Consider the following 22,399-nt stretch of genomic DNA (forward strand, 5'->3'; position numbering starts at 1 on the left):
GGTCCTGACCCTCGCCGCCCTGGCGAGCCGCCCCTACCGGCGGCTCTCCGCCGCCTACTCCGCCGCGCCGGCCACGGGGTGTGAACGCGGCCGACCGGCCGGGGACGCGGCGGCGGGGACCGTCAGGTCCGGCGGAGCGTGGTCGTCCAGAGGGAGGCGCCGGTCTGGTCCCGCAGGTGGACCTCCAGGGTCGCGCCGTCGGGGGCGACGTCGAGCTCCCCGAAGTGCTGGAACCCCTCCAGCGGGCTCGCACCCTGTCGGGACGGACCGCGCACGAACTCCGCGCGCGGGCCGAAGGTCGGGTCGAGCCGGTTCGGGCCGAAGGCCCCGGCGTGCAGCGGACCCGACACGAACTCCCAGAACGGGTCGAAGTCGGTGAACGCGGCGCGCTCGGGGGCGTAGTGGTGGGCGGCGGTGTAGTGCACGTCGGCGGTCACCCAGACGACGTTGCGGACCCGCCGCCTGCGGATCCCGGCGAGCACTCCGGCGATCTCCGACTCGCGCCCGCTCGGCGGTCCGGGCACGCCGTTGGCGACGGCCTCCCAGGCGGTGTCGCCGTCGGGCACCAGCACCCCGATCGGCATGTCCGAGGCGACGATCTTCCAGGTGGCCCGGGACGACGCGAGCGCGTCGACGAGCCAGCGGGCCTGGGCCTGACCCAGGATCCGCTCGCCACGGCCGGCGTTGGCGGAGTTCGCGCTGCGGTAGGTGCGCATGTCCAGCACGAACACCTCGACGTGCGGGCCGAACGGCACCCGCCGGTACACCCGTCCGTCGACGGCGGTGCGCGGGTCGACCGGCTGCCACTCGTGGAACGCGCGGAACCCGCGGGCCGCGAGCACGTCCACCCGCTTCTCGGTGTAGCGCTCCCCCACCTCGCCGGTGAGGACCTCGCCGGGGTACCAGTTGTTGGTGACCTCGTGGTCGTCCCACTGCACGATCTGGCCGACCGAGGCGGCGAAGCGGCGCAGGTTGTCGTCGCGCAGATTGTAGGCGAACTGGCCGCGGAACTCGGCGAGGGTCTCGGCGACCTTCGCCTTCGCCTCGGTCATCTCGTTGCGCCACACCCGGCCGTCGGGGAGCGTGACGGTCTCGGTGAGCGGGCCGTCGGCGTAGACGGTGTCGCCGGAGTGCAGGAACAGGTCGGGCTCGCGGTCGGCCATGGCGGAGAAGATCCGCATGCCGCCGGTGGCGCGGTCGATGCCCCAGCCCTGCCCGACGACGTCGCCGGACCACTGGATGCGCACCGGCTCGCCGCGGCCGGGGACCGCCCGGAAGGAGCCGGTCAGCGGGGCGCTCGCGGGGCCGCCGTCGAGCGGCTCGGCGACGACGCGGTAGTGCACCCGCCCCCGCGTCGCCGGGACCCGCAGCTTCCCGGTGAGGTCGGTGGCCGGGGTCAGCACCGGGCCGGGGATCCGCAGTGCCCGCCGGAAGTCCGGCGAGCCCGCGACCTCGACGACCATCCGCGACGGCCGGTCGGCCCGCGTCCAGACGAGCCCCGAGCCGGGCCGGACGTCACCGGCCGCGACACCGTGGGTCAGCAGCGGCCGGCCGGAGCGGACCAGCGCGGGGGCGGCGGCACCCGTCCCCGGCAGGACGAGGGCAGCGGCGCCGGCGAGACCACCGGCGGCCGCGGTGCGGAACAGGGAGCGTCGGGAAAGAGCCACGCCCGCCGTTCTAACCCGGACGGGTGAGGACGATCCGGACCGTCCGGGTGAACGGGAAGCGAAGTCTCAGCCGAACAGCGCGGGGATCTTCAGCACGAGCTCGTAGAGCCCGTAGGCGAACGGCACGCCGACCCACAGCCAGGCCAGGACGGCGCCGATCCACTGCACCGGCCCCCAGGTCGACGACCCGCCGGTCTCGGCAACGCTGCTCACGCGGTCTCCTTCTGCTGTGTCGGGCCCTGGGCGGCCGCCGCCGCGGTGGGCTCCTGGAACTTCCCGTCGACCGGTTTGATCAGCTCGTTGCAGACGAACGCGATGACCAGCAGGACGATCATGATGACGAACGCGGTCGTGTACCGGGCCGGCCCCTCGACGCCGGCCTCGATCCGCGCGTCGGCGATCGCGTTGACGATCAGCGGGCCGAGGACGCCCGCGGTCGACCACGCCGTCAGCAACCGGCCGTGGATCGCGCCCACCTGGTAGGTGCCGAACAGATCCCGCAGGTACGCCGGGACGGTGGCGAACCCGGCGCCGTAGAACGACAGGATCAGCACCGCGGCGACGATGAACAGCGCCCGCGACTGGTTCGGGATCAGCGTGATCAGCAGGTACAGCAGCGCGCCGACGCCCAGGTAGATGCGGTACATGTTCTTGCGGCCCAGCACGTCCGACAGCGACGACCAGGCGATGCGCCCGGCCGAGTTCGCCAGCGACAGGATCGCGACGAACCCGCCCGCCGCCGCGGCGAGGGTGGCCGTGGCGCCGTTCTCGGCGAAGAAGTCCTGGAAGATCGGCGAGGCCCGTTCCAGGATGCCGATGCCCGCGGTGACGTTGAAGCACAGCACCACCCACAGCAGCCAGAACTGCGGCGTGCGGATCGCGTTGTTCGCCGAGACGTTCCCGGTCGAGATCATCCCGCTCTTCCTGGCCGTCGACGGGTCCCAGCCCGGCGGCGTCCAGCCCTCGGCGGGCACCCGGATGAGGATCCAGCCGACCGACATGAAGACGAGGTAGATCAGGCCCATCGTGAGGAACGTGGACCCGATGCCGGAGGACGTGGCGTCGTCACCCGAGCCGCCGAACGCCGACAGCAGCGAGTTGGTGAGCGGGGTCGCGATGAGCGCGCCACCGCCGAAGCCCATGATCGCCAGACCGGTGGACAGGCCAGGGCGGTCCGGGAACCACTTGATCAGCGTGGAGACCGGCGAGATGTAGCCGATGCCCAGACCGATGCCGCCGACGAAGCCGTAGCCCAGCACGACCAGCCAGTACTGCTCGGCGTAGAGGCCGAGACCCGAGATGAGGAACCCGGCGACGAAGCAGCTCGACGCGACGACCATCGCCCAGCGCGGGCCGTTGCTGTCGACCTTCGTGCCGAACAGCGCCGAGGACAGCCCCAGCATGATGATGCCGAGGGTGAAGGGCAGCGCCGTGGCGACGCCCGACAGGTCGAGCGCGGTCGCCAGCGGGGTCTTGAAGACGCTCCAGGCGTAGACCTGGCCGATCGCCAGGTGGATGGACAGCGCCGCCGGTGGGACGAGCCAACGGCTCCATCCGGGGGGAGCGACGATGCGCTCACGCGTGAGAAATCCGGACATCTCGCCCCTCCGTCGACTGCTGACGGAGCAACGCTAAGTAGTGCGGAAGGGTGCGGCAACCCGAGACGGTCTCGATACGACAACGCCGGTCCCACCTGCTGGTGGGGCCGGCGTCGGGTCGGTGCGCGCGGCGGCTCAGGCCGAGCGGTCGCGGCGCTCCCGGCGCTGCGGCTGGCGCGGGACGATCGTCGGGTTGACGTTGTCCTTCACCGTCTGCGCGGTCACGACGACCTTCGCCACGTCGTCGCGGCTGGGGATGTCGTACATCACCGGGAGGAGGACCTCCTCCATGATCGCCCGCAGGCCACGGGCACCGGTGCCACGCAGGATCGCCTGGTCGGCCACGGCGTCGAGGGCGTCCTCGGCGAACTCCAGCTCCACGCCGTCCATCTCGAACAGCTTGCGGTACTGCTTCACCAGGGCGTTCCGCGGCTCGGTCAGGATCTTGACCAGGGCGTCCTTGTCGAGCGAGGTCACCGAGGCGACGATCGGGAGCCGGCCGATGAACTCGGGGATCAGACCGAACTTGATCAGGTCCTCGGGGAGGGTCTCGGCGAAGCGCTCCGCGGAGTCCAGATCCTTCTTCGAGCGGATGTCGGCGCCGAAGCCGATGCCGGACTGGCCGACCCGCTCACCGATGATCCGCTCCAGCCCGGCGAAGGCGCCGGCCACGATGAACAGGACGTTCGTCGTGTCGATCTGGATGAACTCCTGGTGCGGGTGCTTGCGGCCGCCCTGCGGCGGGACGCTCGCGGTGGTGCCCTCGAGGATCTTCAGCAGCGCCTGCTGCACGCCCTCGCCCGACACGTCACGGGTGATCGACGGGTTCTCCGACTTCCGCGCGATCTTGTCGACCTCGTCGATGTAGATGATGCCGGTCTCGGCGCGCTTCACGTCGTAGTCGGCGGCCTGGATGAGCTTGAGCAGGATGTTCTCGACGTCCTCGCCCACGTACCCGGCCTCGGTGAGGGCGGTCGCGTCGGCGATGGCGAACGGGACGTTGAGCATCTTGGCCAGCGTCTGCGCCAGGTAGGTCTTGCCGCAGCCGGTGGGGCCGAGCATCAGGATGTTCGACTTGGCGATCTCGATGCCGTCGGAGGCGTCGCCGCCCGCGGCACGGCTGCGCTCGCCGGCCTGGATGCGCTTGTAGTGGTTGTAGACCGCCACCGACAGCGTGCGCTTGGTGGTGGCCTGACCGACGACGTACTGGTCGAGGAACTCGTGGATCTCGGTGGGCTTGGGCAGCTCGTCGAGCTTGACCTCACCGGCCTCGGCCAGCTCCTCCTCGATGATCTCGTTGCAGAGATCGATGCACTCGTCGCAGATGTAGACGCCGGGGCCGGCGATGAGCTTCTTGACCTGCTTCTGGCTCTTCCCGCAGAACGAGCACTTGAGCAGGTCCCCGCCGTCGCCGATGCGTGCCATAGGTGTCGATCCCCAGTCCTGGTCCGGCGTTCTCGCGTCGCGCCCGTCGCCCCGTGCCGGGTTGACGGTACCTGCCCGCGGCCCGCACGGGGACCGGAAGCGGTGTCCGGTTCCCCGGCGGGTCGCCGGGCGGTCACCGGCGGCCGGATCCGGCCGCCGGTGACCCGGGTGTCACTTGCCGCCGGCGGTACCGGACAGCTTGCGGCTCTGCACGATCTCGTCGACCAGGCCGTAGTCCTTGGCCTCCTCGGCCGTGAGGATCTTGTCCCGGTCGATGTCCTCGCGCACCTGCTCCGCGGTCCGGTTGGAGTGCCGCGCGATGACCTCCTCCATCCGCTTGCGGATGCGGGAGATCTCCGCCGCCTGGATCTCCAGGTCCGACACCTGGCCGTACACGCCCTGGGTGGCCGGCTGGTGGATCAGGATGCGGGCGTTCTCGACCGCCATGCGGCGGCCCGGGGTGCCGGCGCACAGCAGCACGGCCGCGGCCGACGCCGCCTGCCCGAGGCAGACGGTCTGGATGTCGGGCCGGATGAACTGCATCGTGTCGTAGATCGCCATCAGCGACGTGAACGACCCGCCCGGCGAGTTGATGTACAGCGAGATCTCGCGGTCCGGGTCGAGCGACTCGAGCACCAGCAGCTGGGCCATGGTGTCGTTCGCCGAGGTGTCGTTGATCTGCTCACCGAGGAAGATGATGCGCTCCTCGAAGAGCTTGTTGTACGGGTTCGACTCCTTGACCCCGTAGCTGGTGCGCTCCACGTACGACGGGAGCACGTACCGGGAACGGGCCGGGTCCGGAGCCCAGCCGCCGGGGCCGCGCAGGTCGGTCATCGACTCCGGGTGGCGCGGGTCGAAGGTGCTCACTGGGCGCTCCCGTTCTGCTCGCCGATCCGGCCCGCGTGCGTGACGACGTGGTCGACGAAGCCGTAGTCCTTGGCCTCCGGCGCGGAGAACCAGCGGTCGCGGTCGGAGTCACGCTCGATGGTCTCGACCGACTGACCGGTGTGCTGGGCGATCAGCTCCGCCATCTCCCGCTTGGTGCGGCGGAACTGCTCGGCCTGGATCGTGATGTCGGCTTCCGTGCCGCCGACGCCGGCGGACGGCTGGTGCATCATGATCCGCGCGTGCGGCAGCGCCGAGCGCTTGCCCGGGGTGCCTGCCGACAGCAGGAACTGCCCCATCGACGCGGCCATGCCCATCGCCGTGGTCGCCACGTCGCACGGGATCAGGTTCATCGTGTCGAAGATGGCCATGCCGTCGGTGACGGAACCACCGGGCGAGTTGATGTAGAGCTCGATGTCCTTGTCCGGGTCCTCGGCCGCGAGCAGCAGCATCTGCGCCGCGATGCGGTTCGAGATCTCCGCGTCCACCTGCTGACCGAGCACGATGATGCGCTGCTGGAGCAGGCGGTCGTACACGGAGTCGGACAGCGACATAGCGCTGATGCCGGACCGCATCTGCGGCCCGGTGCCGCGGCCCGCGGACGGGCCGGTGTCCTGCTGGCTCACTTCACCCTGCTTTCCGAAGTCGGGCCCGCTCCCGCGGCGCGGACGCCGTGGGAGGGGGTCCCGGAGTCTTCCTCTGGATCGCTCTCGGTTCTCCGGTGTCGGGTCTTGCGAACCCGTTCACGGTCCGGTGGGGACCGGTTCGGGGCCGACCCTACGCGGAGCGGGGGCCCCGCGTAGGGAACGACGCCCGATGTTCGCCGACAGCGCACGGCACGTCGTGCGAGGCCGGGTGACGACGGCCGGTCAGGCCTTCGCGTCGGCCTTGTCGGAGGCCTCGTCGCTGGTGCTCTCCGCGGTGGTGTCGGCGGTGTCGGCGGCCTCGTCGGCGGTGTCGGCGGCACCGTCCACATCGGTCGCGGGGACCTCCTCGACGGTGGTCTCGTCCTCGTCCGGCCCGAGCAGGTCGGACAGGTCGACGACCTCGCCACCCGGGAGGGTGACGGTCGCCGCGCGCACGGCGGTGATCAGCGCCTTGGAGCGGCGCACGTCCTGGTAGATCACGCCGAGCTGGCCGGCCTGCTGGATCTGCTGGACGAACTGCTCCGGGGCCATGCCGTACTGCTGGGCCTGGTACATGATCCGCTCGGTGAGCTCCTGGTCCCCGACCGAGATCTCCTCGCGGTCGGCCAGGGTGTCGAGCACGAGGCGGTAGCGGACGGCCTTCTCGGCCTCCTCGCGCGTCTCGGTGTCGAACTGCTCGCGGGTCTTGTCCTGCGAGGAGAGGAACTCGCCGAACTTGTCCTCGTCGTGGTCGAAGGCGTGCACCGCGTCGTGGGTGCGGGTCTCGACCTCGGCCGCGACGACCGACTCCGGCAGCGGCACCTCGGTGTCCTCGACGAGCTTGTCCAGGAGACGGTCGCGGGCCTGCGCGGCCTGCTCCATCCGCTTGGACCGGCCCAGGCGCTCGCGCAGGTTCTCGGTCAGCTCGTCGAGGGTGTCGAACTCCGACGCCAGCTGGGCGAACTCGTCGTCGGCGTCGGGGAGGTTGCGCTCCTTGACGGTGGTCACCTTGACGGTGATGTCCGCGTCCTTGTCGGCGTGCTCGCCGGCGACCAGCTTCGAGGTGAAGGTCTTCTCCTCGCCGGCCGACATGCCCTCGAGGGCCTCGTCGATGCCGTCGATGAGACCGCCCTGGCCGACCTCGTAGGAGAAGCCGGTGGTGGTGGCCTCCTCGATCGGCGTGCCGTCGACGGCGGCGGAGAGGTCGATCTGGACGTAGTCGCCCTTCTGCGCCGGGCGGTCGACACCGGCCAGGGTGCCGAACCGGGCGCGCAGCTGGTCGAGCTGCTCGGTGACCTCGTCCTCGGTCACCTCGGTCTCGTCGACCTCGACGGTCAGGCCGTCCAGGTCGGGGAGGGTGATCTCGGGGCGGACGTCGACCTCGGCGGTGAACGCGATGCGCTCGCCGTCGGCGATCTCGGTGACCTCGATGTCGGGCCGGCCGATCGGCTTGACGTCCTCGGACGTCACCACGGCCTCCTGGTACTTCACCGGGATCGCGGCGTTCACGACCTCGTCCAGGACGGGGCCACGGCCGATCCGGGCCTCCAGGATGCGGGCCGGCGCCTTGCCCGGGCGGAAGCCGGGGATGCGGACCTGCTGGGCGATCTTCTTGTACGCGCGGTCGAAGTCGGGCTTGAGCTCGTCGAACGGCACCTCGACGTTGATCCGGACGCGCGTCGGGCTGAGGTGCTCGACGGTGCTCTTCACGGTGGAACTCCTTGGGGCGGTACGAGTGATGCATCGGGCCGCGGCTCGCGCGGCCCCCGGTCGGTGACCCCGCCCGCCGGCGCCGGACGATCCCGGCTCTCGCGCCGGGCGTCCCGTGCCACCGGCCGCCGGGTACGTGGGACGCGCCCGGTGACGGCGGGGCTCGCGCGAGTCTAGGCGAGCCCGGTCACCGTGCGACGGCCCGGGCGCGGGTCACGGTGCGGCGGGGCCCTCGACACCGCCGGCCGCACCGACGTCGGCGACGGTCACGTCCACGGCCAGGGTGTCGTCACCGAGGACGGCGCGGACCCGGTCGGCGACCTCGTCGGCGACCTCCGCGAAGGGCCTACCCAGCCGGAGGACGACGGCGATCTCGACCGGGTCGGCCAGCCGCACGCCCTGGACCCGGTGCCCGGGCAGGTACGACGCGATCGCGCCGAACGGGCCGCCGTCGAGGCGCAGCACCGAGGGATGGGCCAGCACGGCGTCCGCGACGGCCTGCGGGCCGGGTCCTGCGGCGGGGTCGGTCACGGGGCCGGACCTTAGCGACAGACGACGGCGGCGGCACCCCGCTGTGGGGTGCCGCCGCCGTCGTGGTGCGCGGGTCAGCTCTTGAAGGTGTCCTTGAGCTTCTCGCCGGCCTGCTTCAGGTTGCCGGTGGCCTGGTCGGCCTTGCCCTCGGCCTGCAGGTCCTTGTCGTCGGTCGCCTCGCTGGTGGCCTCCTTGGCCTTGCCACCCAGCTCCTCGGCCTTGTTGCTGATCTTGTCTCCGAGACCCATGGAACTCACCTGCTTCCCGGTCGCGTGTCCGGCGAGCGGGGGTGCCCGCCGGTCGCTACCGTCCTCGACGAGTGGGGACTACCCCCACCTTCCACCGCTCACACCCCGACGGGGCCGTCCATGGCGAACGCGCAGGTCAGCGGCCCACCGGCCGCCCGACCCCCAAGCCCCGACGTGCCGTCGGCACAGCCGGCACGGGTGCCGTCGCGGGCCGCGCTGGACGAGACCACACTGGTCGTCCGGGCCCAGGACGGCGACGTCGGCGCGTTCGAGGAGCTGGCCCGCCGCCACCAGAACGCCCTGTTCCGGGTCGCGGTCCGGGTCCTCGGCGACGCCACCGACGCCGAGGACGCCCTGCAGGACGCGCTCATCGACGCCTGGCGGCGGATCGGCACCTTCCGCGGCGAGGCGGCCTTCTCCACCTGGATGTACCGGATCGTCACCCACCGCTGCACCGCACTGGTACGGCGGCGACGACGGACCGACCCGCTCCCGACCGACGACGGTCCGGGCGCGCCGGCCGACGACCGCTCCCCCACCCCGGAGCGGGCCGCCGAGGTCGACGCGGAGATGGCGGCACTGTCGCGGGCGGTCGCATCGCTGCCGGAGGATCAGCGCACGGCGTGGGTGCTGCGGGAGCTGGAGGGGCTGGGCTACAGCGAGATCTCCCAGATCACCGGGGCGGACGAGACCGCCGTCCGCGGCCGGATCCACCGGGCACGCGGAGCACTGGCGGAGAGGATGCGGGCATGGCGGTAGGGAGGACCGGGGCGGACCGCGTCGAGCCGCTGGCCTGCGGCCGCGACGCCGCCGACGTCTGGGACCACGCGGAGGAGGTCGTGCTCGACGAGCACGAGCTGACCTGTCCGCACTGCGTGCGCGCACGCGCCGACCACGACCGGCTCGGCGGGCTGGTGGCGAGGATGGCGGCCGAGCCGCTGCGGCCGCCGCCGTCGGTGCTGGAACAGGTGATGGGCGCGGTCGTCGCGGACCTGCGCCCGCACGAGCTGCTCACCCTCGGCCCGGACGCGTGGCTCGGCAGGCCGACCGCGGAGGCGGCGCTGCGCCACGTCGTGGACACGATGGACGGGCTGCGGGCCCGCCGGTGCCGGATCGAGCAGCGCCGTGACCCGGACGGTTCCGCGGACGGCCCGCCCGCGGTGTGGGTGCGGGTGACGGTCGCGGCGCGGTTCGGCGTCGACCTCGCGTCGGTCACCGCCCGCGTCCGGCAGATGATGATCTCGGCCGGGGACCGCACGCTCGGCGTGCCGATCGCCGGGGTGGACATCCTCGTCGAGGACCTGTGGGAGGAGCCGGCATGAGCGGACCGACGACGGTGTCCGTCTCCGACCTGGCCGTCGCGCGGGTGGCGGCGCGACGGGTCCGGCGGGTCCCGGGGGTCGCGGTGCTGATGGGCGACGTCGCGCAGACCCTGCTGGGACTGGCCGCGGACTGGCTGCCCCGCGACCCGGTGCCCGAGGAGCTGCGGGTGCGGGGCCTGGTCGCGTCCGTGCACGGGCACGAGGCCGAGATCCGGGTGACGGTGGGCGTGCGGTTCGGCACGAACTGCGCCGAGCTGGCCGAACGGGTGCGCCGGGAGGTGGCCGAGGAGGTCGCGACGGTGTGCGGCCTCGACGCCCGGGTGCGGGTCACCGTCGCCGACATCGCGCTGCCGGCCTGAGCTCGGCGCGGCGCCGCCGTGGCACGACAGCGCTGCCTGCGCTGCCTGCGATGCCTGCGGCCCGGGGCGCTGCCGTGTCCGGGGGCCGCGGTGCCCGGGCCGTGCCGGAGGGCGATGCAGTGCCCGGGGGCGGTGCGGTGTCCCGGTCAGGCGCGGCCGGCGAGCACGCAGTCGCCGCAGGTCCCGCCGCCGGGGGCGCGGACGTAGAGGCAGCAGGAGCGGCGCCGGAACGCCCACTCGGTGTCCGGGTCGGTGTCGTCGAGACGGAGCAGGCGTCCGGTCGCCCCCGAGGGCAACGGCCCGCGCAGCACCGGGTGGTCGGCGAGCGCGTCGAGCAGGGCCAGGTACCGACGCCGGTCCGGACGCCGCACGGCCTCCATGACCCGCGCCGCCCCGCCGATCGCGGACACCACGTTGCCGCGCAGAACCCGCGGCGACACCGCGGCGCGGACGGCGACGGCGGCGTACAGCGGCTCCAGATGGGCGTCGGCGAGCTCCCGGGCGAGCAGGTCCGCGGCGGCCGCCGGGTCGACGGCGACGTCCGGGGTGGCGACGCCGGTGGTCCCGGCGGGCAGGGCGGCCGCCCACGGATCGGCTGCGCCCGGGTCCCGACGCAGCTCCCCGAGCGACGGGAGGACGCCGTGCAGGGCCACGGCCGCGAAGGGCATGGACACGATCCGCACCGCGAGCCCCATCACCGCGACCGACGCCCCGATCCGCCGGTCCCCGCCGAGTGCGGTGGTGACCTCGTCGATCCGCCGGCCGAGCGGGTCCGGGCCGCCGGCCACGGGCGCGGCGTAGAGCGCGTCCCACCGGACGGTGCCGGACGCGGCGGGCGTCGCCACCGCGAACCAGGGACCGATCGTGGCGACATCGGCGAGCACCGCGGCGACCCGTTCGTCGGACACACGGTCGGGTGAGGACGGCGGCGGCCCGGCGGCGGGAGTGTGCGGCGACGCGTTCATCGCGCCCAGTCTCCTCCCACTCCCGGGAAGCGGTGCGTAACGACCCGGCCCCGCACGGCGATCCCACGCAGTAGACGGCACTTCCCGACGGATGGTCACGCTCGGCTCACCGTCCGGACACGGGACGGCAACGTTGACCTGCTCGCATGGTCAGCGATCCACATCACGGGACAGGTGGGCCGCTCTCAGTAGCGCACCACGGTTGCGACGTGCGACTCTGTGCACTCGCCAGACCGCACTCGCCGGGGTGTGCGGTCGAACCGTGCCGCAGGAACGGCCGGGTACTGGAAGTCAGCGCCCGGCCGCTCGGCGTGCCCGGAGGAAGATTCCGTCCGCCGGTCACCCACCCGGCGGCACGGTGCACCTGAACGGCCCTCGTCGCACGTCCCACTCGGGCTGCGCGCTGTACTCTGAGAACCCTTTTCAGACCGCAGCGAGCTTGCCTGTCCGGGTCGTCCGATGCGGGTGGCTCCAGGTGCACCGAGACGACAGGAGGAGCAGTTGGCCGCGATCAGTGACCAGACGCGTCGCCCCTCGCCCGGTGGGCTCTACGCCGCCGATCACGAGCACGACGCCTGCGGTGTGGCCATGTTGGCCGACGTCACCGGCAAGCGCAGCCACGCCATCGTGCAGAAGGCCATCGAGGCCCTGCTGCGACTGGAGCACCGCGGTGCACGTGGCGCCGAGTACAACACCGGTGACGGTGCCGGGATCCTGATCCAGGTCCCGGACGCGTTCTACCGCGAGGTCACCGACTTCGACCTGCCCGCGGAGGGCGCCTACGCCACCGGCATCGCGATGCTGCCGCGTGACGAGGCCGAGGCCGCCGCGGCGATCGAGCGGATCGACGCGCTCGCCGCCGAGGAGGACCTCACGGTCCTCGGGTGGCGCGAGCTCCCGACCGACCCCGACGCCGCGGACCTGGGCTCCATCGCCCGGAACGCCATGCCGGGCTTCCGGCAGCTGTTCGTCGGTGGCGTGGAGCTGACCGGGGACGCCCCGGAGAGCGCGCCCGCCGGCATCGACCTGGAGCGCCGCGCGTTCTGCTTCCGGAAGCGGGTCGAGCACGACACCGAGACCTACTTCCCGTCGCTGTCGCCGCGCACCGTCATCTACAAGGGCATGCTCGCCGAGCCGCAGGTCGCCGCGTTCTACCCCGACCTGAACGACGAGCGCGTGACCTCCGCGCTGGCGATCGTGCACTCGCGCTTCTCCACGAACACGTTCCCGGCGTGGCCGCTGGCGCACCCGTTCCGCTACGTGGCGCACAACGGTGAGATCAACACGCTGCGCGGCAACCGGAACTGGATGGCGGCCCGCGAGTCGCTGCTGGAGTCCGCGAACCTGCCCGGCGACCTGTCGCGGCTGACCCCGATCGTCACCCCGGACGCGTCGGACTCGGCCACCTTCGACGAGGTCCTGGAGCTGCTGCACCTGTCCGGGCGCAGCCTGCCGCACGCGGTGCTGATGATGATCCCGGAGGCCTGGGAGCACAACACCGAGCTGGACCCCGCCCGGCGGGCGTTCTACGAGTACCACTCCACCCTGATGGAGCCGTGGGACGGACCGGCCCTGGTGGCGTTCACCGACGGCACCCGGATCGGTGCGGTCCTCGACCGCAACGGCCTGCGCCCGGCCCGCTACTGGGTCACCGAGGACGGCCTGGTCGTGCTCGCCTCCGAGGTCGGCGTGCTGGACGTCGCGCCCGACAAGGTCGTCCGCAAGGGCCGCCTCGAGCCGGGCCGCATGTTCCTCATCGACACCGAGCTCGGCAAGATCGTCGACGACGACGAGGTGAAGGGCGCGCTGGCGGCCGAGCACCCGTACGCCGACTGGCTGCACGCCGGCCTGATCCGACTCGACGAGCTGCCCGCCCGTACCCGCGAGACCCCGACCCACGAGACGCTCAACCTGCGCCAGCAGGCCCTCGGCTACACCGAGGAGGAGCTCAACGTCCTGCTCCGCCCGATGGCGGTGTCCGGCGCCGAGCCGATCGGCTCGATGGGCAACGACGCGCCGCTCGCCGCGATCGCCGAGCGCCCGCGCCAGCTCTACGACTACTTCATCCAGCTGTTCGCCCAGGTCACCAACCCGCCGCTGGACGCGATCCGCGAGGAGCTCGTCACCTCGCTGTTCAGCCAGCTCGGGCCGGAGCAGAACCTGCTCGACGCGACGCCGGCGCACTGCCGGACCATCGTCGTGCCGTTCCCGGTGCTGACCAACGACGACCTGGCGAAGATCGTCCACATCAACGACGACGGGGAGTTCCCCGGCTTCGCCTCGCACGTCGTCCGCGGCACCTTCACCGCCCGCGACGGCGGCAAGGGCATGCTCTCGCGGCTGGCCGAGATCAAGCAGGAGGTGTCCCGCGCGATCGAGAACGGGGCCCGCCTGATCGTGCTGTCCCAGCGCGGGGTGGACGCCGAGCACGCGCCGATCCCGTCGCTGCTGCTCACCGGCACCGTGCACCACCACCTGGTGCGGGAGCGCTCGCGCACCCGGGTCGGGCTGGTCGTGGAGTCCGCGGACGCCCGCGAGGTCCACCACGTCGCGCTGCTGCTGGGCTACGGCGCCTCCGCGGTGAACCCGTACCTGGCGATGGCCACGGTCGAGGACCTCGCCGAGCGCGGCGACATCCCCGGCGTCGACGGCCCGACCGCGGCGAAGAACCTGGTCAAGGCACTCGGCAAGGGTGTCCGCAAGACCATGTCGAAGATGGGCGTCTCGACGGTCGCGTCCTACACCGGTGCGCAGATCTTCGAGGCCGTCGGCCTGGGCTCCGAGGTCATCGACGCGGCCTTCCGCGGCACCGCGTCGCGGATCGGCGGTGTCGGCTTCGACGTCCTCGCCGAGGAGGTCCTGGCCCATCACCGGCGCGCCTACCCCGCCGACGACGTCCGTGCCTCGCACCGGTCGCTGCCGGTCGGCGGCGAGTACCAGTGGCGCCGCGAGGGCGAGCTGCACCTGTTCAACCCGCAGACCGTCTTCAAGCTGCAGCACTCCACCCGGGCCGGGAAGTACGAGGTCTTCAAGGAGTACACGAAGGCCGTCGACGACCAGGCGAAGCGGCTGATGACGCTGCGCGGGCTGTTCCGCTTCAAGGACGGGCGCGAGCCCGTGTCGATCGACGAGGTCGAGTCGATCGAGTCGATCATGACCCGGTTCGCGACCGGCGCGATCTCCTACGGGTCGATCTCCCAGGAGATGCACGAGACCCTGGCGATCGCGATGAACCGCATCGGCGGCCGGTCCAACACCGGTGAGGGCGGCGAGGACCCGGACCGCTTCACCCCGGACCCCAACGGCGACTCGCGGCGCAGTGCGGTCAAGCAGGCGGCGTCCGGCCGGTTCGGCGTCACCTCCGAGTACCTGGTCAACGCCGACGACATCCAGATCAAGATCGCCCAGGGCGCCAAGCCCGGTGAGGGCGGCCAGCTGCCCGGCAGCAAGGTCTACCCGTGGATCGCGACCACCCGGTACTCGACGCCGGGCGTCGGCCTCATCTCGCCGCCGCCGCACCACGACATCTACTCGATCGAGGACATCAAGCAGCTCATCCACGACCTGAAGAACGCCAACCCGCGGGCCCGCATCCACGTGAAGCTGGTGTCCCAGGTCGGCGTCGGGACCGTGGCGGCCGGTGTGTCCAAGGCGCACTCCGACGTCGTGCTCATCTCGGGCCACGACGGCGGCACCGGCGCCTCCCCGCTGTCCTCGATCAAGCACGCCGGCGGTCCCTGGGAGCTCGGCCTGGCCGAGACCCAGCAGACGCTGATGGCCAACGGGCTTCGCGACCGGATCACGGTGCAGGCCGACGGCCAGCTCAAGACCGGCCGTGACGTCGTCATCGCGGCGCTGCTCGGCGCCGAGGAGTACGGCTTCGCGACCGCCCCGCTGGTCGTGTCGGGCTGCATCATGATGCGCGTCTGTCACCTCGACACCTGTCCGGTCGGGGTCGCGACGCAGAACCCGGAGCTGCGCAAGAAGTTCAACGGCAAGGCCGAGTACGTCGTGAACTTCATGCGGTTCGTGGCGCAGGAGGTCCGCGAGATCCTCGCCGAGCTGGGCTTCCGCTCGCTCGACGAGGCGATCGGCCGGGCCGACGTGCTCGACGTCGACACCGCGGCCCAGCACTGGAAGTCCAAGCACCTGGACCTCACGCCGATCTTCAGGATCGCCGACGTGCCGGACGACGCGCCGCGCAAGCGGACCCGCGAGCAGGATCACGGCCTGGACAAGGCGCTGGACAACACCATGCTCCAGTTGGCCGAGGGCGCGCTGCGCAACGGCGACCGGGTCCGGCTGGACCTGCCGGTGCGCAACGTCAACCGCACCGTCGGCACGATGCTCGGGTCCGAGCTGACCCGGGCACACGGCGGCAAGGGCCTGCCCGACGACACGATCGACATCACGCTGACCGGCTCGGCCGGCCAGAGCTTCGGCGCGTTCGTGCCCAAGGGCATCACGCTGCGGCTGGTCGGCGACACCAACGACTACTTCGGCAAGGGGCTGTCCGGTGGCCAGCTGACCCTGCGGCCGGACCCGTCGTCGCCGTTCCCCGCCGAGGAGAACGTCATCGCCGGCAACGTGATCGGCTACGGCGCGACCTCGGGCGAGATGTTCATCCGCGGTGTCGTCGGCGAGCGGTTCTGCGTCCGGAACTCGGGTGCGGTGGCCGTCGTCGAGGGCGTCGGTGACCACGGCTGCGAGTACATGACCGGCGGCCGGGTCGTCGTCCTCGGGCGGACCGGGCGGAACTTCGCCGCCGGCATGTCCGGTGGCGTCGCCTACCTGCTCGACGTCGACCGCAACCGGGTCAACCCGGAGATGGTCGACCTCGACCCGCTCGCGGACGAGGACCGGTCGATCGTGCACGACCTCGTCGAGCGGCACCACGCCGAGACCGGCTCCGCGGTGGCGCACGCGCTGCTCACCGACTGGGACAACGCGGTCGAGCGGTTCGGCAAGGTCATGCCCAAGGACTACAAGCGCGTGCTGCTCGCGACGGAGAACGCCGAGCGCGAGGGCCGCGATGTCAACCAGGCGATCATGGAGGCTGCTCATGGGTGACCCCAAGGGCTTCATGACCACTCCCCGGCAGACGCCGACCCGGCGGCCGGTGGACCTGCGGCTGATGGACTGGCGCGAGGTCTACGAGGACTTCCCGAAGCAGACCCTCGAGAAGCAGGCCGGGCGCTGCATGAACTGCGGCATCCCGTTCTGTCACCAGGGCTGTCCGCTGGGGAACCTCATCCCCGAGTGGAACGACCTGGTCTACCGCCGGGACTGGCGCGAGGCGATCGAGCGGCTGCACGCCACGAACAACTTCCCGGAGTTCACCGGGACGCTGTGCCCCGCCCCGTGCGAGGCGGCGTGCGTGCTCGCCATCAACGACGACGCGGTCACGATCAAGCAGGTCGAGATCGAGATCATCGACAAGGCGTGGGACGAGGGCTGGGTGCCCCCGATGGTCCCGGAGGTGAAGACCGGGAAGAAGGTCGCCGTCGTCGGGTCCGGGCCGGCCGGGCTGGCCGCCGCCCAGCAGCTGACCCGGGTCGGGCACGACGTCGTCGTGTTCGAGCGGGCCGACCGCATCGGCGGGCTGCTGCGCTACGGCATCCCCGAGTTCAAGATGGAGAAGGCGCGCCTGGACCGGCGCCTGGAGCAGATGGTCGCCGAGGGCACCCACTTCCGGGCCTCGGTCGACGTCGGCACCGACATCACCGTCGAGCAGCTGCGCGCCGACTTCGACGCGGTCGTCCTCGCCGGCGGCGCGACGGCGTGGCGCGACCTGCCCGCCGAGGGCCGCGACGCCGAGGGCGTCTACCAGGCGATGGAGTTCCTGCCGTGGGCCAACCACGTGCAGCAGGGCGACCTCGACGCACCGCCCATCTCCGCCGAGGGCAAGGACGTCGTGATCATCGGCGGCGGTGACACCGGCGCCGACTGCCTGGGCACCTCGCACCGTCAGGGTGCGCGCTCGGTGACCCAGCTGGAGATCATGCCGACCCCGCCGGAGCACCGCACCGAGAACATGCCGTGGCCGACCTACCCCATGGTCTACCGCGTCTCCTCGGCCCACGAGGAGGGCGGAGAGCGGCTGTTCTCGGTCAACACGACCGAGTTCGTGAAGGACGCCGACGGCAAGCTCGCCGGCATCCGGATCGTCGAGGTGAAGCGCGGGGAGTCCGGCTTCGAGCCCGTCGAGGGCACCGAGCGGGAGCTCCCGGCGCAGCTGGTGCTGCTCGCGATGGGCTTCGTCGGCCCGGAGAAGGGCGCCCTGCTGAACGACCTCCAGGTCGACCTCGACGAGCGCGGCAACGTCGCCCGCGACGAGCGCTACATGTCCTCGGTCGACGGCGTGTTCGTCGCCGGTGACATCGGCCGCGGCCAGTCGCTGATCGTGTGGGCCATCGCCGAGGGCCGCTCCGCGGCAGCGGGTGTGGACGAGTGGCTCACCGGCCGCTCCGTCCTGCCCCGCCCGATCAACCCGGGTGACCGGCAGATCGCCTGACGTCGTACGCACCCCGAGGGGCCCGGCCGCACCGGCCGGGCCCCTCGTGTGTGTCCGGGTGTGTGCCCGTGCGTCTGTCCGGTCAGTCCATGCGGATCAACTCGAAGGCGTCGTCGCCGATCCAGATCCGCACGCCCTCGGCGTCGTCGGAGATGTAGCCGTCCTCCTCCTCGCCGAGCTCGCGGATCGCGCCGAGCGCGAGCCGGTCGAACTCGACGACGCCGTCGCCCACGTCGACCGGCCGGTACTCCCGGGCCAGCAACGCGGTGCGGCACTCCGTCGCCAGCCACGCCGCGTTCTCCGTACCGACCTCGACCCGCCACCGCTCATCACGCATGCGACCAGTATGGCCTGCGTCACTCCGGCCGTCGCCAGTCTTCTACCGGCGGTCGTGACGCGCTGCTCCTCATCGGACGCCCAGCGCGAGCTGCTCCCGCCCGTCGCGAGCGCGGCGCCGCTCACGGTGGCGGGCAAGACAAGGGCCACTGCACCCACAACCCGACGGCAGGTCGGGCGTTGAACCCCGTGACCGGCATCTGCAGAACCGGGAGCCCCTGTCGATGCCGGGCACCATCGGGTCATCGGGTACCGCGGCCACGCGCCGCGGGCCCGATGCCCGGTGGTGTAGTCCCGGCCCGCGCGACCGATGAGATCGCCGTGGCCCGCCGGTCGTAGGCGGTGAGCGCCGGAACCGCCGGGGCCGTCGTCGCGGAGGCACCATGACCACCCCCTCCCCCACCCGCCGCATGCCGGTCGCCGCGCACCGCGCACTGTGGGTGCTGCAGATCCTGCTCGGGCTGTTCTTCGTCCTGGCCTCTGCCCTGCCGAAGTTCTGGGGCGACCCGGTCGCCGTCGCGATCTTCGACGGGATCGGCCTCGGCCAGTGGCTGCGCCACGTCGTCGGGTTCCTCGAGCTGGCCGGCGGGATCGGGCTGTGCATCCCGCGCCTCGCCGCCCCGGCCGCCGCCGGGCTCGTCCTGCTGATGATCGGTGCGGCGCTCACCCAGGCCTTCGTCCTGCACGGCGGGGTACTCGTCGTCACGCCCCTCGTCCTCGGCGCCCTGGCTGCCGTGATCGCGGTCACGCGACGGAACGAGACGCGCGCCACGCATCGCTGACCTGCGTTTACGCTCAGCGATCGTCGGGCATGCCCAACGGGAGAAGACCGTTCCGGATACCCCGGTTCGCCCAGTCAGTCCCGTACAGGGGAGGAACCCGCCATGGCCGACCGCCACGTCAAGCCGGTCGACGACGGCTGGACCGTCGAGAAGGAAGACGCCCGACGCCCGAGTGCCCGTACGAGCACCCAGGCCGAGGCCATCACCCGGGCGGTGGAGATCATCGCCAACGACGGCGGCGGCAACCTCGTCGTCCACGGTACCGACGGCTCGGTGCGCGAGCGCCGCTCCATCGAGCCCGACGCCGACGCCGGCACCGCCACGAAGGCCGCCGCGGGCGCCACCGCCACCGCGGTCAAGGACACCGCGTCGAAGGCCGCCGACACGACCGGGAAGGCCGCCGACTCGATCGGCTCCGACACCCGGACGACCGCCAAGAAGGTCGCCGGCGAGACCGCTGACGGCGTCTCGAAGGCCGCCGACGCCGTCAAGGAGGGCGCCGACACGGTGGCCGCCGAGGCGCGCAAGGTCAACACGAACGGCAAGGCCCCGAAGAACGCCGGCAAGGCCGCGGCCCGGGCGGCCAAGGCCACCGGCGAGCAGCTCGCCGGCACCGCCGAGCGGACCGGCAAGCAGGTCGCCGGCGAGGCCCGGGCGTCCGCGGAGCGGTCCGCCGAGACCGTCAAGGCCGTCGCCGACCAGGGTGCCCGGTCCGCGGTGCGCACCGCGGACCGGGCCGCGCGGGTGAGCGCCCGCGTCGAGGACGACCTCGACGACACGGGGGCCCGCCTGGCCCGCAGGCTGTACGAGAACGGCGAGCGTGCCGCCTCGCAGCTCGACGACTTCGCCCTGCGCGTCTACAAGCCGCTGAACCCGATCCGGTTCACCAGCCGCGTCGCCGCCGGGGCGGTCGCCACCGCGTTCGGCGTGACCGGTGCGGTCACCGCGCGCGCGGGCAAGCTGTTCCAGCGCGGGACCCACAAGGCCACCGGCCGCTGAGTCCCCGCCGTACCACGACGATGCCCCCGCCGACCTCGTCGGCGGGGGCACCGTCGTGTGTGGTCAGGACGTCGGGCGCAGCACGTAGTCGCCGGTGTCGTCGCTCCACTCCATCTCGATGAGGTCCCGGGCGCGGGCCGCCTTCGCGAAGGACAGGAAGCTGCCGAAGCCGTAGCGCTTCTCGGAGAAGTCCGGCACCCGCTTCCGGAGCCGGTTCTTCAGCCCGGACAGCTGCGGCGGGTCCCCGGCCGCAGCGATCTCCCGCACCACGTCGACGAGCAGCGCGAACGCGTCGTGGTCGGCGTCCGGGTCGTCGGGCAGCGCCACCTCGGGGTCGCCCTGCGCCGCACCGGTGGTCAGCGTGACCGCGCCGCGGTCCTGCAGGTGACGCAGCAGCTCGCCGAAGCCGCGGAACCCGTGGTCGGACTCGTCGAAGGTCGGGTCCTTGCGCAGGATCGCGCGCTTGAGCCGGGACGCCAGGACCGGACCGTCGGCCTGGCGGGTCAGCCCGCCGAGGGTGCTGACGACGAGGCCCGCGAGGTCGCGCTCCTCGGCCCCGGTGGTGGCGGTGTCGTCGCTGCCGTCGGAGAAGGTGACGTCGAACGGGTCCGGCGGGACGACCGGGGCCGGTTCCGGCTCCGGGGTCGCGACCGGGGCGGGCGTCGGCACCGGTCCCGCGGCCGGAGCCGGTGCGGGGCGGGGGCTCCCCCGGCGACGACGCGGCGGCGCGGGCGCCTGGGTCGGCTCGACGCCGGGGAGCCGGTCGTAGAACAGGAACTCGTCGCAGGCGGGCGGCAGCAGCGCCGAGGTCGAGGACTGCACGCCGATCCCGATGACGCGCTTGTCCAGCTCGCGCAGCTTGTGCATGAGCGGGGTGAAGTCGGAGTCGCCGGTGCCGATGGCGAAGGTGGTGATGAACCCCCGCTCGTAGGCGAGCTCGATCGCGTCGACGGCGAGCTTGATGTCCGCCGCGTTCTTGCGGGAGCCGCCGATCCGCTGCGGGATCTCGATGAGCTCGACCTGGGCGCGGGCCATCAGACGGCGGTCCTCGTCGAAGGAGGACCAGTCGGCGTAGGCGCGGCGGACCACGACCCGCCCGCGCTCGGCGAGCGCGTCGGCCACCGGGCCGAAGTCGAACGGCACGACCCCGAGCCCGTCGCGGGCGCCGATCGCGAGGTTCTCGTAGTCGAGCAGCAGTGCGATGCGTTCGTCCTCGTGGGCCACCGCGGAATCCTAATGCGCTGGCCCGGACGGCCGCCCGCAGGGCACGCTGCACCGATGCGCGCGGAGGACGTCGAGGACGCGGTGGCGGTCCTGGTCCGGGCCCTGGAGCCGGTGCCCGACGGCGGCTGGTCCGCCCCGGCCGGGCCGCTGGAGTGGTCGTGCCGGGACACCGCGGTGCACGTCGCGGACGACCTGTTCGGCTACGCGGCCCAGGTGGCGCTCGCCCCCTCCGACGACTACCCGCCGTTCGAGATCGTGGTGCCCGACGGCGTCGGCACCGCCGGGCTGCTGCAGGTCGTCGCGACGGGCGGGGCGATGCTCGCCGCGGCCGTCCTGACCGCGCCGCCGGGGGTGCGCGGCTGGCACCCGTTCGGCGACGCGGACGCGGCCGGGTTCGCGGCGATGGGCGTCGTCGAGGTCCTGGTGCACACCCACGACATCACCCGCACGACCGCCCCGGGGTGGACGCTGCCCCCGGAGCCGTGCCGGGACGTGCTCGCCCGGCTGTGGCCAGACGTCGACGCGGGCGACGACCCGGCCGGGGCGCTGCTCCACCACACCGGCCGGGCGTCGTGGCGCGGTGTGCCCGCCCCCGTCCGGTGGCGCTGGCACGGCGCGCCGCGCTGAGGGCGGTCGGTCCCCGCCCGGCCCCTCACCGGCTGCTCTGCGCACCGCCCGGTCCCTCACCGGCTGCCCGGCGATCGTCGACGCCACGTCCGCGGCGCCCGGACCGGCATATCACCCGTCCGGACGGTGAACTCAGCGGATCCTCACCCGGTTCTCACCCGGGCCTCACCGCGGCACGGGATGATCTCGCGGGCACGACACGAGGAGAACCGTCCATGGACGCCGGCACCACCGGGATCGACGCGGTCCCGATCACCACGTGGGGGCCTGTGCAACGAACGGTGGTTCCGGCCCGACACGCCGGACCTCAGCGTCCGGCGGGATGGGCACTGTGAGTGATGACATCAGACCCTATGGGCTCTGCTGAGAACGAGACGGGTTCGGGTCGGCGGTTCTCGCCCGAGCAGGCCGCCGCAGCGGCGATGGTGGCCGACGCCCGAGCGCGGGGGCTGGAACTGACCGGCCCGGACGGCTTGTTGAAGCTGTTCACTGAAGCTGTTCACTGAAGCTGTTCACCAAGAACGTGCTGGAGACCGCACTCGGCGAGGAGATGACCGAACACCTCGGGCATACCAAGAACC

General features: G+C 72.4%; 20 protein-coding genes and 1 pseudogene. 9 read left to right on the forward strand and 12 right to left on the reverse strand.

What is annotated here, in order from left to right:
* Positions 1 to 122: 122 nt before the first annotated feature.
* The 9 genes from FVA95_RS22950 to FVA95_RS22985 all read right to left on the reverse strand — a co-directional run bounded on the left by FVA95_RS22950 (position 123) and on the right by FVA95_RS22985 (position 8,690).
* Positions 123 to 1,667, reverse strand: a complete 1,545-nt coding sequence (locus FVA95_RS22950) for an alkaline phosphatase (RefSeq protein WP_149666004.1) — start codon at positions 1,665 to 1,667, stop codon at positions 123 to 125.
* A 66-nt stretch (positions 1,668 to 1,733) separates the two neighbouring features.
* Positions 1,734 to 1,880, reverse strand: a complete 147-nt coding sequence (locus tag FVA95_RS31405; protein ID WP_162557699.1) for a hypothetical protein — start codon at positions 1,878 to 1,880, stop codon at positions 1,734 to 1,736.
* Entirely contained in the window at positions 1,877 to 3,265 is a 1,389-nt protein-coding gene (locus FVA95_RS22955; protein WP_149666005.1) for an OFA family MFS transporter, read from the reverse strand. Before FVA95_RS22955 ends, FVA95_RS31405 begins: the two co-directional genes overlap by 4 nt.
* A 135-nt stretch (positions 3,266 to 3,400) precedes the next feature.
* Positions 3,401 to 4,690, reverse strand: a complete 1,290-nt coding sequence (gene clpX, locus FVA95_RS22960; protein WP_020625701.1) for an ATP-dependent Clp protease ATP-binding subunit ClpX — start codon at positions 4,688 to 4,690, stop codon at positions 3,401 to 3,403.
* A gap of 171 nt (positions 4,691 to 4,861) precedes the next feature.
* On the reverse strand, positions 4,862 to 5,524 hold the full coding sequence (locus FVA95_RS22965; protein WP_051050275.1) for an ATP-dependent Clp protease proteolytic subunit: 663 nt from the start codon (positions 5,522 to 5,524) through the stop codon (positions 4,862 to 4,864).
* Positions 5,525 to 5,553: 29 nt separating this feature from the next.
* Positions 5,554 to 6,150: an ATP-dependent Clp protease proteolytic subunit gene (locus tag FVA95_RS22970; RefSeq protein ID WP_149666016.1), complete on the reverse strand. Its 597-nt coding sequence runs from the start codon at positions 6,148 to 6,150 to the stop codon at positions 5,554 to 5,556.
* A gap of 294 nt (positions 6,151 to 6,444) precedes the next feature.
* On the reverse strand, positions 6,445 to 7,911 hold the full coding sequence (gene tig / locus FVA95_RS22975) for a trigger factor (RefSeq protein WP_149666006.1): 1,467 nt from the start codon (positions 7,909 to 7,911) through the stop codon (positions 6,445 to 6,447).
* A gap of 213 nt (positions 7,912 to 8,124) precedes the next feature.
* Positions 8,125 to 8,442, reverse strand: a complete 318-nt coding sequence (locus tag FVA95_RS22980) for a hypothetical protein (protein ID WP_149666007.1) — start codon at positions 8,440 to 8,442, stop codon at positions 8,125 to 8,127.
* A gap of 74 nt (positions 8,443 to 8,516) precedes the next feature.
* Positions 8,517 to 8,690 carry a CsbD family protein gene (locus FVA95_RS22985; protein WP_149666008.1) on the reverse strand — a complete coding sequence of 58 codons (174 nt, stop codon included), beginning with the start codon at positions 8,688 to 8,690 and terminating at the stop codon, positions 8,517 to 8,519.
* Positions 8,691 to 8,810: 120 nt separating this feature from the next.
* Between FVA95_RS22985 and FVA95_RS22990 the strand changes: the two genes are divergently transcribed.
* Genes FVA95_RS22990 through FVA95_RS23000 form a run of 3 tightly spaced genes read left to right on the forward strand, consistent with a single transcriptional unit; the run spans position 8,811 to position 10,371 of the window.
* On the forward strand, positions 8,811 to 9,449 hold the full coding sequence (locus FVA95_RS22990; protein ID WP_149666009.1) for an RNA polymerase sigma factor: 639 nt from the start codon (positions 8,811 to 8,813) through the stop codon (positions 9,447 to 9,449).
* Positions 9,440 to 10,012 carry an Asp23/Gls24 family envelope stress response protein gene (locus FVA95_RS22995; protein ID WP_149666010.1) on the forward strand — a complete coding sequence of 191 codons (573 nt, stop codon included), beginning with the start codon at positions 9,440 to 9,442 and terminating at the stop codon, positions 10,010 to 10,012. The genes FVA95_RS22990 and FVA95_RS22995 overlap by 10 nt, the downstream gene beginning before the upstream one ends.
* Complete coding sequence (locus tag FVA95_RS23000) at positions 10,009 to 10,371, forward strand: Asp23/Gls24 family envelope stress response protein (RefSeq protein WP_149666011.1); 363 nt, start codon at positions 10,009 to 10,011, stop codon at positions 10,369 to 10,371. Before FVA95_RS22995 ends, FVA95_RS23000 begins: the two co-directional genes overlap by 4 nt.
* Positions 10,372 to 10,517: 146 nt before the next feature.
* Here FVA95_RS23000 and FVA95_RS23005 read toward each other — a convergent pair whose 3' ends face one another.
* Complete coding sequence (locus FVA95_RS23005; RefSeq protein ID WP_149666012.1) at positions 10,518 to 11,336, reverse strand: (2Fe-2S)-binding protein; 819 nt, start codon at positions 11,334 to 11,336, stop codon at positions 10,518 to 10,520.
* Between the two features lie 588 nt (positions 11,337 to 11,924).
* Here FVA95_RS23005 and gltB point away from each other — a divergent pair.
* Both gltB and FVA95_RS23015 read left to right on the forward strand, forming a co-directional pair.
* Positions 11,925 to 16,406: a glutamate synthase large subunit gene (gene gltB, locus FVA95_RS23010; protein ID WP_370460880.1), complete on the forward strand. Its 4,482-nt coding sequence runs from the start codon at positions 11,925 to 11,927 to the stop codon at positions 16,404 to 16,406.
* Entirely contained in the window at positions 16,399 to 17,850 is a 1,452-nt protein-coding gene (locus FVA95_RS23015) for a glutamate synthase subunit beta (protein WP_020624139.1), read from the forward strand. Before gltB ends, FVA95_RS23015 begins: the two co-directional genes overlap by 8 nt.
* 82 nt (positions 17,851 to 17,932) lie before the next feature.
* On the opposite strand, the gene FVA95_RS23020 is transcribed toward FVA95_RS23015, so the two are convergent.
* Positions 17,933 to 18,187, reverse strand: coding sequence for a hypothetical protein (locus tag FVA95_RS23020; protein ID WP_020624140.1), 255 nt, complete (start codon positions 18,185 to 18,187; stop codon positions 17,933 to 17,935).
* Between the two features lie 382 nt (positions 18,188 to 18,569).
* On the opposite strand from FVA95_RS23020, the gene FVA95_RS23025 reads away from it, so the two are divergent.
* Both FVA95_RS23025 and FVA95_RS31785 read left to right on the forward strand, forming a co-directional pair.
* Positions 18,570 to 18,968: a DoxX family protein gene (locus tag FVA95_RS23025; RefSeq protein WP_149666013.1), complete on the forward strand. Its 399-nt coding sequence runs from the start codon at positions 18,570 to 18,572 to the stop codon at positions 18,966 to 18,968.
* A 102-nt stretch (positions 18,969 to 19,070) separates the two neighbouring features.
* Positions 19,071 to 19,967: a DUF2188 domain-containing protein gene (locus tag FVA95_RS31785; protein ID WP_193564406.1), complete on the forward strand. Its 897-nt coding sequence runs from the start codon at positions 19,071 to 19,073 to the stop codon at positions 19,965 to 19,967.
* A 63-nt stretch (positions 19,968 to 20,030) separates the two neighbouring features.
* On the opposite strand, the gene FVA95_RS23035 is transcribed toward FVA95_RS31785, so the two are convergent.
* The gene (locus FVA95_RS23035; protein WP_149666014.1) at positions 20,031 to 21,191 is read right to left on the reverse strand and encodes a PIN domain-containing protein; all 1,161 of its coding nucleotides are present in this window, start codon (positions 21,189 to 21,191) and stop codon (positions 20,031 to 20,033) included.
* Between the two features lie 54 nt (positions 21,192 to 21,245).
* Here FVA95_RS23035 and FVA95_RS23040 point away from each other — a divergent pair, with 54 nt between their 5' ends.
* The gene (locus tag FVA95_RS23040; protein ID WP_205015947.1) at positions 21,246 to 21,818 is read left to right on the forward strand and encodes a maleylpyruvate isomerase N-terminal domain-containing protein; all 573 of its coding nucleotides are present in this window, start codon (positions 21,246 to 21,248) and stop codon (positions 21,816 to 21,818) included.
* 353 nt (positions 21,819 to 22,171) lie between these two features.
* A pseudogene (locus FVA95_RS23045) lies at positions 22,172 to 22,399 on the forward strand (hypothetical protein); the annotation flags it as partial.

Source organism: Pseudonocardia sp. EV170527-09, assembly GCF_008369905.1.
Classification (GTDB): domain Bacteria; phylum Actinomycetota; class Actinomycetes; order Mycobacteriales; family Pseudonocardiaceae; genus Pseudonocardia.